Annotated in this window: 17 protein-coding genes; 10 read left to right on the top strand and 7 right to left on the bottom strand. The window is 72.5% G+C overall.

The window, feature by feature from the left end:
* The first annotated feature begins 13 nt into the window (after nucleotides 1-13).
* From QIS96_RS12350 to QIS96_RS12330, 5 genes are all read left to right on the top strand, one after another.
* The gene (locus tag QIS96_RS12350; RefSeq protein WP_282542555.1) at nucleotides 14-880 is read left to right on the top strand and encodes an alpha/beta fold hydrolase; all 867 of its coding nucleotides are present in this window, start codon (nucleotides 14-16) and stop codon (nucleotides 878-880) included.
* Between the two features lie 251 nt (nucleotides 881-1131).
* A complete protein-coding gene (locus QIS96_RS12345; protein WP_282542554.1) occupies nucleotides 1132-1311 on the top strand; it encodes a hypothetical protein in 180 nt (59 codons plus the stop codon).
* Nucleotides 1312-1325: 14 nt separating this feature from the next.
* Nucleotides 1326-1652, top strand: coding sequence for a hypothetical protein (locus QIS96_RS12340; RefSeq protein ID WP_282542553.1), 327 nt, complete (start codon nucleotides 1326-1328; stop codon nucleotides 1650-1652).
* Nucleotides 1653-1790: 138 nt separating this feature from the next.
* On the top strand, nucleotides 1791-3371 hold the full coding sequence (locus QIS96_RS12335) for an alkaline phosphatase D family protein (RefSeq protein ID WP_282542552.1): 1581 nt from the start codon (nucleotides 1791-1793) through the stop codon (nucleotides 3369-3371).
* 117 nt (nucleotides 3372-3488) lie between these two features.
* The gene (locus QIS96_RS12330; protein ID WP_282542551.1) at nucleotides 3489-4904 is read left to right on the top strand and encodes a GNAT family N-acetyltransferase; all 1416 of its coding nucleotides are present in this window, start codon (nucleotides 3489-3491) and stop codon (nucleotides 4902-4904) included.
* Nucleotides 4905-5217: 313 nt separating this feature from the next.
* On the opposite strand, the gene QIS96_RS12325 is transcribed toward QIS96_RS12330, so the two are convergent.
* Nucleotides 5218-6486 carry a trans-sulfuration enzyme family protein gene (locus QIS96_RS12325; RefSeq protein WP_282542550.1) on the bottom strand — a complete coding sequence of 423 codons (1269 nt, stop codon included), beginning with the start codon at nucleotides 6484-6486 and terminating at the stop codon, nucleotides 5218-5220.
* Between the two features lie 59 nt (nucleotides 6487-6545).
* On the opposite strand from QIS96_RS12325, the gene QIS96_RS12320 reads away from it, so the two are divergent.
* Both QIS96_RS12320 and QIS96_RS12315 read left to right on the top strand, forming a co-directional pair.
* A complete protein-coding gene (locus QIS96_RS12320; protein ID WP_282542549.1) occupies nucleotides 6546-7121 on the top strand; it encodes an Lrp/AsnC family transcriptional regulator in 576 nt (191 codons plus the stop codon).
* A gap of 72 nt (nucleotides 7122-7193) precedes the next feature.
* The gene (locus QIS96_RS12315) at nucleotides 7194-8891 is read left to right on the top strand and encodes a DUF885 domain-containing protein (protein ID WP_282542548.1); all 1698 of its coding nucleotides are present in this window, start codon (nucleotides 7194-7196) and stop codon (nucleotides 8889-8891) included.
* Nucleotides 8892-8951: 60 nt separating this feature from the next.
* Here QIS96_RS12315 and QIS96_RS12310 read toward each other — a convergent pair whose 3' ends face one another.
* Nucleotides 8952-9800, bottom strand: coding sequence for an SDR family oxidoreductase (locus tag QIS96_RS12310; RefSeq protein WP_282542547.1), 849 nt, complete (start codon nucleotides 9798-9800; stop codon nucleotides 8952-8954).
* Nucleotides 9801-9989: 189 nt separating this feature from the next.
* Nucleotides 9990-10493 (bottom strand): rhodanese-like domain-containing protein, encoded by a 504-nt coding sequence (locus tag QIS96_RS12305; RefSeq protein ID WP_282542546.1) that lies wholly within the window; start codon nucleotides 10491-10493, stop codon nucleotides 9990-9992.
* 93 nt (nucleotides 10494-10586) lie between these two features.
* Here QIS96_RS12305 and QIS96_RS12300 point away from each other — a divergent pair, with 93 nt between their 5' ends.
* Nucleotides 10587-11051, top strand: coding sequence for an Lrp/AsnC family transcriptional regulator (locus tag QIS96_RS12300; protein ID WP_282542545.1), 465 nt, complete (start codon nucleotides 10587-10589; stop codon nucleotides 11049-11051).
* Between the two features lie 66 nt (nucleotides 11052-11117).
* On the top strand, nucleotides 11118-12038 hold the full coding sequence (locus QIS96_RS12295; protein WP_282542544.1) for an alpha/beta fold hydrolase: 921 nt from the start codon (nucleotides 11118-11120) through the stop codon (nucleotides 12036-12038).
* 3 nt (nucleotides 12039-12041) lie between these two features.
* Here QIS96_RS12295 and QIS96_RS12290 read toward each other — a convergent pair whose 3' ends face one another.
* From QIS96_RS12290 to QIS96_RS12275, 4 genes are all read right to left on the bottom strand, one after another.
* A complete protein-coding gene (locus tag QIS96_RS12290) occupies nucleotides 12042-12698 on the bottom strand; it encodes a hypothetical protein (protein WP_282542543.1) in 657 nt (218 codons plus the stop codon).
* A gap of 11 nt (nucleotides 12699-12709) precedes the next feature.
* A complete protein-coding gene (locus QIS96_RS12285) occupies nucleotides 12710-12985 on the bottom strand; it encodes a hypothetical protein (RefSeq protein WP_282542542.1) in 276 nt (91 codons plus the stop codon).
* Nucleotides 12986-13050: 65 nt separating this feature from the next.
* Complete coding sequence (locus QIS96_RS12280) at nucleotides 13051-14064, bottom strand: endonuclease/exonuclease/phosphatase family protein (RefSeq protein ID WP_408907168.1); 1014 nt, start codon at nucleotides 14062-14064, stop codon at nucleotides 13051-13053.
* 84 nt (nucleotides 14065-14148) lie between these two features.
* A complete protein-coding gene (locus QIS96_RS12275; RefSeq protein WP_282542541.1) occupies nucleotides 14149-15177 on the bottom strand; it encodes an isoprenoid biosynthesis enzyme family protein in 1029 nt (342 codons plus the stop codon).
* An 88-nt stretch (nucleotides 15178-15265) separates the two neighbouring features.
* On the opposite strand from QIS96_RS12275, the gene QIS96_RS12270 reads away from it, so the two are divergent.
* Nucleotides 15266-16093, top strand: coding sequence for a hypothetical protein (locus QIS96_RS12270; protein ID WP_282542540.1), 828 nt, complete (start codon nucleotides 15266-15268; stop codon nucleotides 16091-16093).
* The last annotated feature ends 100 nt before the right edge of the window (nucleotides 16094-16193 follow it).

Genomic DNA, 16193 nt, shown 5'->3' with positions numbered 1-16193 from the left:
AACTGGGAGCAGCATGACCGCCACCGCGTCCTCCGCGCACTCCGTGTCCACCGTCTCCTCGGCCTCCTTCGGCATCGACACCCCGCACGGACCGCGCCCCGTGACCGTCGCGTACAAGCGGGCGGGTGCGGGCGAGCCGCTGCTTCTGCTGCACGGCATCGGGCACCATCTGCAGGCCTGGGACCCGGTGTTCGAGATCCTGGCCGCCGAGCGCGACGTGATCGCCGTGGACCTGCCGGGCTTCGGCGCCTCCCCCGCGCTGCCCGACGGGGCGCCGTACGACCTGCCGACGGTGGTCGCCGCGCTGCGCGGGCTCTGCGCCGAGCTCGGCGTGGGCGTGCCGCACGTCGCCGGGAACTCACTGGGCGGCCTGCTGGCCCTGGAGTTGGGCCGCGAGAAGCTGGCGCGCTCGGTGACGGCGCTCTCCCCCGGCGGGTTCTGGAGCGAGGCGGAGCGGCGGTACGCCTTCGGTGTGCTGCTCGGCATGCGGCAGGGCGCGCGGCTGCTTCCACTGCCCGCGATCGAACGGCTCTCCCGTACGGCGGCGGGGCGCCTGGCCCTGACGAGCACCATCTACGCGCGCCCGTGGCGCCGTTCGCCGGAGGCGGTCGTCGCGGAGACGCTCGCGCTGCGGGACGCGACGGGCTTCGAGCAGACCCTGACCGCCGGCCGCGACGTGGTGTTCCGCGACGACGTGCAGGGCCTGCCGGTCACGGTGGCGTGGGGCACCAAGGACCGGCTGCTCCTTCGCCGCCAGGGCGTGCGCGCGAAGTACGCGATGCCGGATGCGCGCCTTGTCCGGCTGCCCGGCTGCGGGCACGTGCCGATGAACGACGACCCGGCCCTGGTGGCCCGAGTGATCCTCGACACGAGCCGCTGACGGCCGGGCCGGCCGCCGACCCCGCCGACAGGCCCGTACTGACGCGGCGAGCGGCGTCGCGGCGGCGGGCACGGGGCGGACGGGCACGGGGCGGCGGGAGTTGTGAGTCGGCTCACCCGAGGGCCGTGGGGGCAGGCCCCGATGGGCCGTTCACGGCTCCAACTCCATGGCGCCGTGCCCGAGTTGAGGCCTTCACCCCGGGGCTTCCGGCTTACGTCGGCCTGACACGGGTGTTCCGTACTCTGGCGGACATGGCCAGTTTCCCCAAGTACCGCAGAACGCCGCGCTCGGCCGCGTCGGTGAACGCGGACATCCGTGCGCTGTGGGCGCGCGCCCGCGGACGGCTGTCCGCCGATGAGCGGGTGGCCTATGACCGGCTCGTCGTCGAGTGGGCTGCCGCCGTGCGCGGCGAGCAGCGCCGCGCCGCCTGAGGCGGGCGCACCTCATGCGCGCTCTCCGTACCCCCTCCCCGCTCCGCTCCGTGTTCGGCCCGCCACGCCGGGTCCGGCCGCGGCTCGCGCAGCCGTCCGTGCTCGGGCTTCTCGGCGCGCTCGGGCTCGTCGCCGTGATCCGCGTGGACAGCTCCGCCGAGCCCGCGACGGCCCGGATCGCCCTGGTCGCCTGGGCATCCGCGGGCACCGGCGTCCTGGTCGCGGCGATCCTCGCGCACTGCTTCACACGCCGGAACGCACGCGCCGCCGCCGACCGCGCGCAACGCCCTTCGCGGCGCTCCGGCGCCCGTGCGCGGGCACAGCGCGGCACGATCTTGTGACCCTCGGTTCAACCTCTCGTCATCCATGACCGCAGACCTGCGGCCCTCCAGCTAGTACCGTGCGGGCACCTGGGGGCGCCCGGCCGGCGTCGGCCGCCCCTTGCCTGGATCGTCGTAGCCGTCACAGGAGGCGCATCGATGTCGCAAGGTCTGCCGAGCAACTCCCCCGGCCGTCGTGCCGTACTCCGTGGTTCGATCGCCGCCTCGGCCGCGCTCTCGCTGCCCGCGCTCGGCGGGGCCGCGCCCGCGCTCTCGCTGTCCGGGCGGCCGCGCGCCGAGTGGGGCGTGCAGGCCGGTGACGTGAGCGCGGACTCGGGGCTCGTCTGGGTGCGCTCCGACCGGCCCGCGCGGATGCTCGTGGAGACCTCGGCCACCGAGTCGTTCCGCGACCCCGTCCGCCGGCAGGGCCCGCTGCTCGGGCCGGGCAGCGACTTCACCGGTACGACGCGGCTGCGCGGACTGCCGCCCGGCGAGCAGGTGCACTACCGGGTGACGCTCGCCGACCCGGACGACCCGCGGCGCAGCAGCGAGCCCGTGACCGGCACGTTCCGCACCGCGCCCGCACGGCGGTCCGACGGGGTGCGGTTCCTGTGGTCCGGGGACATCGCTGGGCAGGGCTGGGGCATCAACCCGGAGCGCGGCGGCTACCGCGTCTTCGAGGAGATGCGCCGCCTGAACCCGGACTTCTTCCTGTGCAGCGGCGACACCGTCTACGCCGACGGGCCGATCCAGTCGAGCGTCACGCTCCCCGACGGCCGCGTGTGGCGGAACGTCACGACGGAGGAGAAGTCCAAGGTCGCCGAGACCCTGGCCGAGTTCCGCGGCAACTTCCGCTACAACCTGCTCGACGAGAACCTGCGCCGCTTCAACGCGCAGGTGCCGTCGATCGTGCAGTGGGACGACCACGAGGTGCGCAACAACTGGTACCCGGGCCAGATCCTGGACGACGAGCGGTACACCGAGAAGGACGTCGACGTGCTCGCCGCACGCTCCCTGCGGGCCTTCGGCGAGTACTTCCCGGTGTCGACGCTGCAGACCGGGGACCGGGAGGGCCGGGTGCACCGCGTCGTACGGCACGGCCCGCTGCTCGACGTGTTCGTGCTCGACATGCGCACGTACCGCAACGCCAACTCGCCCGGCCGGCAGGTCGAGGACCCGGTCGGCATCCTCGGGGCCGAGCAACTCGACTGGCTCAAGCGGGAGTTGGAGCGCTCGCGGGCGGTGTGGAAGGTGATCGCGTCGGACATGCCGCTCGGGCTCGTCGTACCGGACGGCAAGACGAACTTCGAGGCCGTCGCGCAGGGCGACCCGGGCGCGCCGCTCGGCCGTGAACTGCAGCTCGCGGAGCTCCTGCGGCACATCAAGCAGCGGCGGATCACCGGCACCGTATGGCTGACGACGGACGTGCACTACACCTCGGCGCAGAGTTACGACCCGGAGCGGGCGGCGTTCAAGGACTTCGCGCCGTTCTGGGAGTTCGTCTCGGGGCCGCTCGCCGCGGGCGGCTTCCCGGCGCTGAAGCTCGACGGGACGTTCGGGCCGCGGCAGGAGTTCATCAAGGCGCCGACCCGCGCGAACGTCTCCCCCGCGGAGGTGCCGCCGTACTACGGGGAGGTCGAAATCGACGGCGACAGCGGGGAGTTGACGGTGCGGCTGCGACAGGAGGGCGGCGAGGTGCTGTTCACGAAGGTGCTGCAGCCGGGCCTTGTCGGGCAGTAGCCGGCTCCGTACGGAGGGCGGACCGCCAGAACGACGGCAAACCGGACAGAAGCCCTCTTAACCGATCAGTCACAAGGCGTTTGTGATCACGCAACACCGGTGGTCCAGAGTGCAGACATGACTGATCCGAATTCCGCGAAGCGCGCCCGCCGCACCCAGCACCACTGGCGGCGGGACGTCGTCGAACTCGCCGCCCTGTTCACGGCGGTGGCCGTCGCCGACACCATCGCCAAGACCGTCGTGCACGGCCCCGAGGGGCCCATCGCCCTGATCTTCTCGGCGGTGGCGCTCCTCGTCACCGCCGGTCTGCACACATGGTGGTCGCGGCGCCAGGTACACGCTCCCCCGAGGACGGATTCCGGAGGCGATACCGGCACCCCGCTCGCGGCGGGGACCGATGACGCCGCCGGGTCCGACGACGCGGCGGGGACCACCGAGGCCGGCAGCCCGACCGCGCTGTGGCGGATGCGCACCACCGTGCGGGACGAGCCGGGCTCGCTCGCCGCGCTGTGCACTGCGCTCGCCGAGCAGCGGGTCGACATCCTCAGCCTGCAGACCCACCCGCTCGCCACCGGCACCGTCGACGAGTTCCTGCTGCGCGCCCCCGACGAGCGCACCGCCGCCGAGCTGACCCGGGCCGTCGCGGCGGCGGGCGGCTCCGGCACCTGGATCGAGCGCGCCGACGCCCACGACCTGGTGGACGCGCCGACCCGGATGCTGAACCTCGCCACCCGCACCGCCCTCGACGCGGCCGAACTCCCGCTCGCCCTGCGCCAGTTGCTCGGCCGCTGCACCATCCGCTCCATCCCGGCCGAGTCCGCCGCGCAGTCCGGTCAGGCGACGGACGTACCCGTGGAGGGCGTCCTCGACGGCACGCTGATGCGGCTGCGCGACCAGTCCGGCGGACTGATCACCGCCGAGCGGGCGTATCTGCCGTTCACGCCCACCGAGTTCGCGCGGGCCCGCGCCCTCGTCGAGCTGGACTCCCGGCTCGGGCCGCGCGTCCCTCGCGGGCAGGACGTTCTCACGCTGCCCGAGGGCCCGGACATCACGGTGCGACGCGCGGACATCGACGACCTGGAGGCCGCCAAGGCCATGCACGCGCGCTGCTCCAAGCGGACCCTGAGCATGCGCTACCACGGCCCCGTCGGCGACTCGGACCGCTACCTCAACCACCTGCTCAGCCCGCGCTTCGGCCGCACCCTCACCGTCCAGACGCCCTCCGGCCGCCTGGTCGCGCTCGGCCACCTGCTGTGGGACGGCGACGAGACCGAGGTGGCGCTGCTCGTCGAGGACGACTGGCAGCGCCGCGGCATCGGCTCCGAACTCCTCGGCAGGCTGGTCGGGTTGGCGGTCGAGGCGGGCTGCGAGTCCGTCTACGCGGTCACGCAGTCGTCCAACACCGCGATGGTCGCGGCGATGCGGGGGTTGGGGCTGCCGCTGGACTATCAGATCGAGGAGGGCACCCTGGTCGTGACGGCCCGCCTCCAGTCGGCCCCGGTGAGCGCAGACCGAGGTACGGCGTCGTCGTAGGCAACCCCGCTCCGCCCCCGGACCCCCGCTCCCCCATCCCACACGCCGGACGGGTTGGATTTTGCGGCCTCGCCCGCATCATTCAGCCCGTCCGGCGATCGAGGGCGAGCGCCTCAGCGCGACACAGGGTCCGGAGCGGAGCACCTCGCCGGTGGGGGGCGGGCCAGGGTGCGGCTTCGTCGTAGCCGAGGCTTTCTTCCCCCACCCCGCCCCTTCCCGAAAGCCTGCGGCGCTGTCTTTCGGCTGCTGCGCCGTCGTGGCTGGTCGCGCCGTTCCCCGCGCCCCTTTCGGGGCTCGGGGGTAGGAGAAGAACTCAGCCCGCAGCCGCCGTACGGGCCGAGCCCACCCGCCCCGCTCCCCCGCCGAGCGCAGCCTCCAGATCCCCCCAGAGATCCTCCACGTCCTCCAACCCCACCGACATCCGCAGCAACTTCTCCCCCACCCCCGCAGCCCGCCGGTCCCCCTCCGCCACCACCCGGTGACTGATCGACGCCGGATGCTGGATCAGGGTGTCGACGCTGCCGAGGCTGACCGCAGGAGTGATCAGCCGTACCCCGGCGATCACTTCGTGCGCCTCGCCCACCACCTCGAACGACACCATCGCCCCGCCGATCCGCGGATAGTGCACCCGGCTCACCCCCGGGTGTGCGGCAAGGCGTCGAGCCAGCTCGGCGGCGGTCGCGGCGGCGGCCCGCATCCGTACGGGCAGCGTCGCGAGGCCCCGGTGCAGCAGATAGCCGGCGAGCGGGTGCAGTACACCGCCGGTCGCGAACCGCACCTGCCGCAGCGAGCGCGCGAACTCCTCGTCGCAGGCCACGACCCCGCCGAGGACGTCGCCGTGGCCGCCGAGGTACTTGGTCGCGCTGTGCAGCACGATCCGCGCGCCGTGCTCCAACGGCCGCTGCAGCACGGGCGTGGCGAAGGTGTTGTCGACCAGGAGCGGCACCGTCCCGCAGGCGTGCGCCACGGCCCGCAGGTCCAGCTCCGCGAGCGTCGGGTTGGCGGGCGACTCGACCATGACGAGACCGGTGTCGGGGCGGATGGCCTCGGCTATACCCTCCCCCAAGCTCTCAACTCCGTTCGAGCAGGGGGTACCCCCATGATCGACCCAGGTCACCTCGGAGCCGAGCAGCCCTGCCGTCAGCAGGTGGTCGCTGCAGCCGTACAGCGGTCGTACGGCGACCACGTGCCGCAGGCCCGCCGCGATCCGCACCATCAGCACCGCCGTCAGGGCGGCCATGCCGCTGGCGAACGCGACGGCGCTCTCGGCCCCTTCCAGCCGCGCGAGCCCCGTCTCGAACCGGCCGACGGTCGGGTTGCCGAGCCGCGCGTACACGGGCGGGCCCTCGTCGAGCACCCCGGTCGCGGCGAACGCGTCGATGCGCTCGGCCTCCGCGCGGCTGTCGTACGAGGGGTAGGTGGTGGACAGGTCGAGCGGCGGGGCGTGCAGGCCGAGCCCGGCGAGGTCCTCGCGGCCGGCGTGCACGGCCTCCGTGGTCAGGGCCCGGAAGGTCGTGCCGGGGCGGTGGCCCGCGGGGGTGTCGCGGTGGCCGAAGGCGTCTGTGTCCCTGGTGGAGTCCATGCGCAGAGCCTGAACACCGACCGGGGTCAGGTGGTGAACTCCCGTGCTACGTTCGGCCGATGGGCGATTCCGTCGTACTGGACCCGGTGGACCTGCACATTCTGCGGCTGCTGCAGAACGACGCACGGACCACGTACCGCGATCTGGCCGCGCAGGTCGGAGTGGCCGCTTCCACCTGCCTCGACCGGGTGGCCCGGCTGCGGCGCGCGGGCGTGATCCTCGGCCATCAGCTGCGGCTCGACCCGGCACGCCTCGGTCGGGGTCTGCAGGCGCTGCTCTCGGTGCAGCTGCGGCCGCACCGCAGGGAGATAGTCGGCCCGTTCGTGGAGCGGGTCAGGGCGCTGCCCGAGTCCCTCGCGGTGTTCCATCTGGCCGGTCCCGACGACTACTTGGTACATGTCGCCGTCGCCGACACCGCCGATCTGCAGCGGCTCGTGCTCGACGAGTTCACGTCCCGGCGCGAGGTGGCCAGGGTCGAGACCCGGCTGATCTTCCAGCGCTGGGACTGCGGCCCGGTCCTGCCACCCGGGACACCAGGGGCGCCAGGGGCACTGGGAGCGCCCGGAACCCCGGCAGCGGCGGGAGCGAAAACCGGCGCCCTACCCGACGATCCCGGCGAAGTCACGGAAAAATAGCCGAGAGCAGACAGGGCATGCGCACAGCAGAATCGAATGACGCGAAGCGGTCCGCCGTACGAGGATGGCCGCATGCCAGACACGACGCGCACCCCACTGCCCCGCCAGGTCGCCGACGCGTACGTCGATGACCTCATCGCCCTCGACCCGATCACCGGCACCTTCCTTGGGGTGCGGGAGAGCTCGAACGCGCTGCCCGACCTCACCCCCGCGGGCGCGCAGGCGCTCGCGGACCTCGCCCGCGCCACCCTGGACCGGCTCGCGGAGGCCGAGCGCGCGCCGGGCGGCGACAGCGACGTGGAGCGGCGCTGCGCCCGCCTCCTGCGCGAACGCCTCAGCGCGGAGCTGGCCGTGCACGAGGCGGACGAACACCTGCGCGCGGTCAGCAACCTGAGCTCGCCGGTGCACTCGGTGCGCCAGGTGTTCACGGTGACCCCGGTCGACTCCGAGGAGGACTGGGCGGCGGTCGCGGAGCGGCTGCGCGCGGTGCCCACCGCGCTCGCCGGGTACCGCGAGTGCCTCGCCCTGGGCCTGGACCGCAAGCTGTACGGCGGCCCGCGCGCCACCCGCACGTTCATCGGCCAGCTCGCCGAGTGGTCCGGGGAGGCGGGCGGCAAGGGCTGGTTCGAGCAGTTCGCGGCGTCCGGCCCCGACTCGCTGCGCGAGGAGCTCGACGCGGCGGCGGCGGCCGCGACCCGCGCGGTGGCGGAGCTGCGGGACTGGATGCGTGAGGTGTACGAACCGGCGCTGACGGAGGCCGACGCCGACGACACGGTGGGCCGCGAGCGGTACGCCCGCTGGTCCCGCTACTTCAACGGCACGGACCTGGACCTGGACGAGGCGTACGCGTACGGCTGGTCCGAGTACCACCGCATCCTCGGCGAGATGCGCGTCGAGGCCGAGAAGGTGCTGCCCGGCGCGGCCACCCCGTGGGAGGCGCTCAAGCACCTGGACGAGCACGGTACGCACATCGAGGGCGTGGACGAGGTGCAGCGCTGGCTGCAGGGCCTGATGGACGAGGCCATGGACGCCCTGGACGGCACGCACTTCGAACTGGCCGCGCCGGTGCGGAAGGTGGAGTCCCGGATCGCCCCGCCCGGCAGCGCGGCCGCCCCGTACTACACACCGCCGTCGGAGGACTTCTCCCGCCCCGGCTGTACGTGGCTGCCGACGATGGGCGAGACCCGCTTCCCCGTGTACGACCTGGTGTCGACCTGGTACCACGAGGGTGTGCCCGGCCACCATCTGCAGCTCGCGCAGTGGGTGCACGTCCGCGAGAGCCTCTCCCGCTACCAGGCCTCGGTCGGCATGGTCAGCGCCAACGCCGAGGGCTGGGCGCTGTACGCGGAGCGGCTCATGGACGAGCTGGGCTTCCTCACCGACCCGGAGCGGCGGCTCGGCTACCTGGACGCGCAGATGATGCGCGCGGCGCGGGTCATCGTGGACATCGGCATGCACCTGGGCCTGGAGATCCCGGAGCACTCGCCGTTCCACCCCGGCGAGCGCTGGACGCCCGAGCTCGCGCAGGAGTTCTTCGGCATGCACAGCGGCCGGCCCGCCGACTTCGTGGAGTCCGAGCTGACCCGCTACCTCTCGATGCCGGGCCAGGCCATCGGGTACAAGCTGGGTGAGCGCGCCTGGCTCCTCGGCCGCGACAACGCCCGCAAGGCCCACGGCGAGGCCTTCGACGCCAAGGCCTGGCACATGGCGGCGCTGTCGCAGGGCTCCCTCGGCCTGGACGACCTGGTGGACGAACTGTCCAAGCTGTGAGGCGAGTTGGGGGGCGGGCGGCCGTTGAGCGGGCCGTTCAAGGGGCCGCCCCCTACCCGGCTACCGCCGGAAGCCGCCCTCCGAGTCGATGACGTTGCCGGTGATCCACTCGGCCTCGTCGGTGGCCAGCCAGGCGATCAGGCGGGCCGGGTCGTCGGGCATGCCCCAGCGGCCGCCGGGGAACATCGAGGCGACCGTGTCGTACGCCTCACCGGTGAGGTAATCCGTGTCCACCGGGCCGGGGTTGACGGTGTTCACGGTCACCGCGAGGTCCGCGAGCGAGGTGGCGAGGGTGCGAGTGGCGGAGGCAAGGGCGCCCTTCTGCAGCGCGTACGCCACCTCGCCGGGCATGCCGCCCGCCATGTCCTGACCGGACGTCATCATCACGACGCGCCCGCCCGGCGTGCGGGGCGGCAGCTCAGCCCGCAGCCGGGCGTAGGCCTGCACGAGCAGGATCACGGAGCGGGTGTCGACGGCCCAGTGCCGGTCGAGCATCTGCTGGTCGATCGCGTCGAGCGGGCCGTCGTCGCCGCTGAGGGCATGGTTGGCGACGAGCACGTCGACCCGGCCGCCGAGCGCATCCGCGGCCTCGGCGAGCAGCCGCGCCGGGCCCTCCGGTTCGGTCAAGTCGCCTGGCCCGTGCAGGACTTGGGCCTGCTGCGGATCGGGGGCCGCGCCCCGGACGGACGCCACGACGTCCTCGGGCCGGTCGGCACCCCACGGCATCGCGGCGTCGTGCGGGACGTGATGGTGCAGATAGACGCTCGCGCCGTACGCGACGAGCCGACGGGCCACGGCGTGCCCGATGCCGCCGCACCGGCTGGCGCCCGTGACGAGTGCGGTACGGCCACGCAGCGGCAGCGGGTCACGGCGGAGCTGTTCGGGCGTGGGGTGCGGGAGGTGAGGCATGGCAGCACATGATGACGGCCGTACACCCCGGCTGCCACCGGAATTCCCGGGCCCCCAACCGGGCTCGGGCCCCACCGGACCGCCCGGACTACCCAAACCGTCCGGACCACCCAGACCGCCCGGACCACCCAGACCGCCCGGACCGTCCGCGCCGTCCGGAACCTCCGAACCCTCCGGACCATCCAGGTCTCAGCAGCCGCAGTCCGCCGCCTCGACCGGCACGGTCAGCGGGTCGGCGGCTTGCCGCGCCGGTCCTTCCCAGGTCTCGTAGCGGAAGCCCTCCCGCACCCAGTACTCGAACCCGCCGAGCATCTCCTTGACCTGGTAGCCGAGTTGAGCGAAGGCGAGGGCCGCGCGGGTGGCGCCGTTACAGCCGGGGCTCCAGCAGTACGTGACGACAGGCGTCGACGGGTCGAGCAACTCCCTCGCCCGGTCCGCGATCTGGTCGGTCGGCAGATGCACGGCCCCCGGCACATGGCCCTGGTCCCAGGACTCGGTGGAGCGGACATCGACGAGGACGAAACCCGGATCGCCCTCCGCGGCAAGGGCCGCGGCGACGTCCGACACGTCGGTGTGGAAGGCGAGCGAGGCCGCGAAGTGGGCGACAGCCGCCGCGGGCGCGGCGGGCGGGACCCGCAGCACGGGGTTGCCGGGAGCGGAAGGAGAGGCGATCGAGCCGGCCTGTGTGTTCATGCCTGAAATCTACGGTCGCCGAAGATCACGGTGAAGAGACGATCCCCGGCGACTCCCTTGAACTGCCGTGGATTCCCCTGCTAGTTCTCGCTCATGACCGCGAATCCCCCGCACACCCCGTACTCCCCGGACGCCACCGACCGCCGCATCCTCGACGTCCTGCAGCGTGAAGGCCGGGCCAGCTACGCGGAGTTGGCGCGCGCCGTGGCCATGTCGCCGAGCGCCGTCACCGAACGCGTGCGGCGCCTGGAAGAGGCCGGGGTGATCCAGGGGTACGCGGCCGTGGTCGACCCCGAGCGGCTCGGCCTGCCGATCCTGGCGTTCGTACGGCTGCGCTACCCGCACGGCAACTACAAGCCGTTCCACGACCTGGTCGAGGCGACGCCGGAGATCCTGGAGGCACACCACGTCACGGGCGACGACTGCTTCGTCCTCAAGGTCTCGGCCCGATCCATGCGGCACCTGGAAGAGGTCTCGGGCCGCGTCGGCGCGCTCGGCTCGGTCACCACGAGCGTCGTCTACTCCTCCCCGCTCCCCCGCCGCCCCCTCGGCACCTGAGTCCGGGCCCGGACTGCGATGAGTTCTCGGCGATGAGTTCTCGCGCCGCCCGCAGTCTCTACGTACATGACCGACAACAACGCCTCCACCGCCACCACCGTCACCGCCACCACGCACGAGCTGCAGCATGCCGGGGCGCGCCTCGTCTACGACGTGCGCGGGCCGCTGCCTCCCGCCGACGGCCTTCCGCCGCTGCTCATGGTCGGCCAGCCCATGGACGCCTCCGGCTTCGCGGCCCTGGCCTCGTACTTCCCGGACCGGACCGTGGTCACGTACGACCCGCGCGGGATCGGGCGCAGCAGACGTGCGGACGGCCGCGTCGACCACGATCCGGCCGTGCAGGCCGACGATCTGCACGCGCTGATCGGGGCGCTCGGCGCCGGCCCGGTGGAGCTGTTCGGCAGCAGCGGCGGCGCGATCACCGCACTCGCCCTGGTGGCCGCCCACCCGGACGACGTGAGGACGCTCGTCGCGCACGAGCCGCCGCTGCTCACGCTGCTCCCGGACGCCGACGCCGCGGTCCGCGCCCGCGCGGGCGTCACCGAGCTGTACGAGAAGAGCGGCTGGGGCGCGGGCCTCGCCGCGTTCGTCGCATGGACGTCCTGGGAGGGCGAGTTCACCGACGCGTACTTCGCTCAGCCCGCACCCGACCCGGCGGCGTTCGGCCTGCCCGCCGAGGACGACGGCAAGCGCGAGGACCCGCTGCTCACCGACCGCTCCTGGCCGGTCACCGACCTCCGCCCGGACGTGGCGGCGCTCACCGCCGCTCCGACCCGGATCGTGCTCGGCGTGGCCGAGGAGTCCGGCGACACCCTCACCGGCCGTACGACCCGCGCGGCGGCCGCACTGCTCGGCCAGGAGGCGACGGTCTTCCCCAGCCACCACGGCGGTTTCACGGACGAGAGCTCGGGCTACCCGGGCCAACCGGAGGTTTTCGCGATCAAGCTCCGCGCGACGCTCGACGCCTCCCGCAACACGCCCCGCTGAGCCTCAACTCCCGTAGCCCAGACGGCGTCTGAATCGGCTGAAACGGCCGGGCCGACCGGCCCGGCCGGGCTGGTTGCCGTTCCGGGCGGGCACGGCCGCCTCGGTCCCGGACCCGCCCGCCCCGGCCACCGCCCCGGCGGGACGGAAGGCGTGCGGGGCCACGGGGCCGGCCCAGGCCGCCGGGTCCGGTGCGTCGGCCCGCGCACCGAACATCCACTGCTGCGCCGCCACGCACAGCCCGTCCGCGTCGACCACCCCCACCGCGCCCCGGAACGCCGCCTCGAACGGCAACGACGCCCCCTCCTCGTGGTCGACGGACTCGGGCGACAGCGCCACCAGACGCCGCCGCCCGGCAACCTCGACCTCGAAGGACGCCGCGAGCGCCACCGTCTGGAACCCGTACCGGTACACCCCCCAGCCCTCCGGCACGCGCGCCTCACCCGCCCCCACGGCATCCCCGACGACCAGCACCGTCTCCCCGTATGTCCCCACCCATACGCACACGTCTCCGTGCGGGCCGTCCACGGGCGCGTACCGCCCGGGGAAGAGCCGCTCGACGGCCGCACGCGCGGCGGCGGCACCGCCCTCGGGCAGCCCGTCGACGTCCTCGGCGGGAGTGCGCGGAGCTGGTGCGACAGCACAGAGATTCCGGGTAGCCATGCCGTCGGAGCCTAATCGGCGCCACTGACAACGCCGTTGCCCGGACCCACGACCACGGCGGTACGGGCCACGGGCGTGCCGTCGAGCGCGGGGACGGCGACGGGGACCGCGAGCGCGGCCACGACGGCGAGGACCGCGACGGCCCGCAACAGCGACTTCGACTTCGACTTCAAACTCGGCTGCAGCAACATGGAGAGCTCCGATCTCGAGGCGGCCCGTGCGGCCTGCACGGTGCCCGCGGCGTTGTCGTACGCCTCGATCCTCGGGGGCCTCGATGTCCCGGACATCGTCCTCAGGTCGCAGCCGTCTCCCCCGCGCGGCGGAGAACCGTGGGCGCAGGCCCAACTCCCCCTCAGTGCAGGGCGATCCGCGCGGCGAGGGGCAGATGGTCGCTGCCGGTCGCGGGCAGGGTGCGGACGTGGGCGACGGTCGCCGAGCGGGCCATGACCTGGTCGATCCGGGCCACCGGGAACGCGGCGGGAAAGCTGAAGGCGAAGCCCCGTTCCGGCACGTTCAGCCGCGAGGTCAGCGGGGCCAGGCCACGGTCGTCGACGGTGCCGTTGAGGTCGCCGAGGAGCACTGCCCTCCGCAGCCGCTCCGCGCCGACCGCCTCGCCGAGGAGCCCGGCGCTCTCGTCACGCCACGCGGACGCGAGACCGCTCGCCCGGACACGGACGGACGGCAGGTGCGCGACGTACGCGGCGACGTCACCGTGCGGCGTCCGCACCACGGCCCGCAGCGCGCGACGCCAACTCTCCGTGATCCCACGGGGTTTGACGTCCACCGCGCGCGCCCCGGACAGCGGGTACCTCGACCAGAGCCCGACCGTTCCCCGGACCGCATGGTGCGGGTAGTGCGCGGCGAGCGTCTTCTCGTACGCGGGCAAGGCCGAGGGCACCAGCTCCTGCAGCGCGATCAGATCAGGCCGACGCCCGGCCTCGGGACGAGCCAGCGCACGGGCCGTGCCCGCCGGGTCCCTGTTCTCGTCGCTGACGTTGTGCTGCACGACGACCAGCTCGCGCGGCCCCGCCTGAGCCTCGGGCAGCAGCAGCCCGCCGAAGAGGCACACCCACGCCACCACCGGCGCCGCCACGGCCACCAGCGCCACGCCGGACCGCCGCAGCAGCGCCAAGCCGAGCAGCACCACGACCACCACACCGAGCCACGGCAGGAACGACTCGATCAGACTGCCCAACCGCATACCGGAGTTGGGCACCGCACCGTGGCACACCAGCAACACACCCACTACCGCAGCGCAGGCGGCGCATATCTGCCCCTGCCGTCTGCCCCACTGCGGCCGTACTCTCTCCGCCGTCCCATCGTCTTCCGCGTGCGCCACCCTGCGTTCCCATCCGTTCACCTGCATTCGCACCGCAGGACGAGATCTGTGCCTGTTCCGGTTGCCGCTTTCCGGCTCGGGCACGGGCATGGACGTAGGCATCGGTGCATATCAAGGTCGGATGTTCTCTGCCCGAGAGAAGAGCAGACGCACAGCTGCGGCATCGGGGCCCAAGCCGCGTCCTGCACGCCGTCCGCGGCGGCCCGCGAAGGGCACACCGATCAAGGTCAGGGCAACCTGCGCGGACAGTGGCCCGGCTGTTCCGTAATAGCCGATGAAGCGCGACCGCAGACGGCTGATGCGGCCAACGAGTTCGACGACGGAGGTCACGCCGAGTGTCACACTGGTGGTGACGTGTGCAGCCTCGTCCAGAGCAAGGTCATGGAAATCGTCGAGCAGTTGAAAGACGTCCCCCAGATCCATGAGGATGTCCCGCTCTTCCGCAGGCATCACTGGGCGGAGCAGGGCGAACAGAGCGATCATGGCCAGCCCGCCCTTCCCTCTGGTGATGTCGAGCACCTCTGCCACAGACAGCCCGGAGCCCTGTTGCAGCCGGGAAGTCAGCTGGAAGTCGTGCAACTCGCGCAGGACCCCGTAGATCGGGTCGCCGGGCTCGTGCGGGAGCCGCACCACGATGGCCTTGTACAGAAGGGCTAGGAGCTCTTCGAGCTGGCCACACGGGCGGAATGGTTCACCGGTGAGGAGAGCCAGCAAGTCAGAGCCGAGGTTCTCCCGCTCGAAGTTGTCGATGAGGTCGTCATAAAGCCGTGTGAACGAACTTCCGAGAACGGCCAGTTCGGCGTCGAAAGGCACACGGGCCATGGAGGCGTACCCCCACATCGCGAGTCCCACCTTCATGCTGGTGGCCAGAAGCGAGGTGTGGACCGTGCGCTGCACATCGCTCTCCGGCACCGCTTGTTCGACGAGGGGAAGGACGACTTCCTCGAAAGCCCGCACGACCTGTCGATGCTCGGTCCGCACGAATCTCAGGACGGAACCCCAGCCGCTGGCCGACAGAGCACAACGCACGACGGCGGTGGCCGCGCGCAGCGCGTCGTGCCCGGTGTCCCCCATGACGAAAAGGCTTACCGCGATGCGACACGCATAGTCCATGAACAGACGGATGTACGAACCGCGCATTGGTCGGATCGAGTCGGCGGGAGTGACACCGCTCGCCTTGCGGGTACGTTCTCAGAGGGAAGCAACCGGGCCGGGATGGGCGGGGGAAGTGGACACTTCAGCCGGAACAGCCGACTTGCCAGGCTACTTCGTGGCGGGCCATCCCGATCTGCACGTGCCGCTGTATCCGGCGGGCTCCTGGCCCGCATCGTTCGTCAGGTCCACGCTCGTCCGGCTGCGCACTCCGCGCTTCGCCGAGGCCCAGCGGGTGAATCGGCGAGGCTTTCTCGTCCTACTGGCTCTGTGGGCAGGAAAGTTCGCGATGGTGCCCGCTGTCCGGCCCTACCTCGACTGGTCCTGTGTGGCACTGATGCTCTGGCTGCTGGCCCGGGTGTACGCACTCGGCTGGGCCGAGAAGCAGCAGCGTAGCTACGAGGAACGATGGCTCGCGGCGCAGACCGCGAACCTGCGCGACACCTGGTTCGAGGTGGTCCGGTGCACGGTGCGTCGAAGCCAAGGAGCCGGCCTCGACGAGCCGGCCGAAGCCGGGTACGTACTGGGGCGCTCCGACGAGGTGCGGAAACTTCTCGAACGGCAGGCGTCGGAGCGCGTGGCGGGCGGCTCCTCCCAGGTGGCGCTGGAGTTCACGTTCCCCCTGCCGGGCATGCAGTTCGCGGCTCTTGAAACAGCCCACGCCAACCTCACGGACATCGAGGTGATCGTGACCGGTCGCACGGCACGATGCGGTGCAGTGCGCTTCCCCCAGGCTGCCTGCCATGCCGAGCCGGCCGGCCGCGGTCGGCACGGCGGGCCGGGGCCGGGTCGCACCACCTTCTGGGTGCTCGGCGCACCGGTGCTGACCATGGCCGCGCCTGGCGGAGCACCGACCGTGCGGGCCGATGTACCGGCGTCAGCGGACAGCCGAACCGCTCGTTGACCCGGACGCCTAGGCCCTGTCTTCATTCTCCCGTCGTCCGCCCGAAGGGCGGGCCCCGCGGCGTCCGGTGCGTGCGATCGCAAGGCGCGGGAATGGTCTC

This window comes from Streptomyces cavernicola, from assembly GCF_029968035.1.
Classification (GTDB): Bacteria; Actinomycetota; Actinomycetes; order Streptomycetales; family Streptomycetaceae; genus Streptomyces; species Streptomyces cavernicola.
The sequence above is the reverse complement of the archived record's forward strand: the minus strand, read 5'-3'. Positions and strand labels throughout refer to the sequence as shown.

Coding starts and splice junctions, on each gene's coding strand:
- QIS96_RS12350 (WP_282542555.1), top strand. CDS start 14: ATGACCGCCACCGCGTCCTCCGCGCACTCCGTGTCCACCGTCTCCTCG.
- QIS96_RS12345 (WP_282542554.1), top strand. CDS start 1,132: ATGGCCAGTTTCCCCAAGTACCGCAGAACGCCGCGCTCGGCCGCGTCG.
- QIS96_RS12340 (WP_282542553.1), top strand. CDS start 1,326: ATGCGCGCTCTCCGTACCCCCTCCCCGCTCCGCTCCGTGTTCGGCCCG.
- QIS96_RS12335 (WP_282542552.1), top strand. CDS start 1,791: ATGTCGCAAGGTCTGCCGAGCAACTCCCCCGGCCGTCGTGCCGTACTC.
- QIS96_RS12330 (WP_282542551.1), top strand. CDS start 3,489: ATGACTGATCCGAATTCCGCGAAGCGCGCCCGCCGCACCCAGCACCAC.
- QIS96_RS12325 (WP_282542550.1), bottom strand. CDS start 6,486: ATGGACTCCACCAGGGACACAGACGCCTTCGGCCACCGCGACACCCCC.
- QIS96_RS12320 (WP_282542549.1), top strand. CDS start 6,546: ATGGGCGATTCCGTCGTACTGGACCCGGTGGACCTGCACATTCTGCGG.
- QIS96_RS12315 (WP_282542548.1), top strand. CDS start 7,194: ATGCCAGACACGACGCGCACCCCACTGCCCCGCCAGGTCGCCGACGCG.
- QIS96_RS12310 (WP_282542547.1), bottom strand. CDS start 9,800: ATGCCTCACCTCCCGCACCCCACGCCCGAACAGCTCCGCCGTGACCCG.
- QIS96_RS12305 (WP_282542546.1), bottom strand. CDS start 10,493: ATGAACACACAGGCCGGCTCGATCGCCTCTCCTTCCGCTCCCGGCAAC.
- QIS96_RS12300 (WP_282542545.1), top strand. CDS start 10,587: ATGACCGCGAATCCCCCGCACACCCCGTACTCCCCGGACGCCACCGAC.
- QIS96_RS12295 (WP_282542544.1), top strand. CDS start 11,118: ATGACCGACAACAACGCCTCCACCGCCACCACCGTCACCGCCACCACG.
- QIS96_RS12290 (WP_282542543.1), bottom strand. CDS start 12,698: ATGGCTACCCGGAATCTCTGTGCTGTCGCACCAGCTCCGCGCACTCCC.
- QIS96_RS12285 (WP_282542542.1), bottom strand. CDS start 12,985: ATGTCCGGGACATCGAGGCCCCCGAGGATCGAGGCGTACGACAACGCC.
- QIS96_RS12280 (WP_408907168.1), bottom strand. CDS start 14,064: ATGCAGGTGAACGGATGGGAACGCAGGGTGGCGCACGCGGAAGACGAT.
- QIS96_RS12275 (WP_282542541.1), bottom strand. CDS start 15,177: ATGCGCGGTTCGTACATCCGTCTGTTCATGGACTATGCGTGTCGCATC.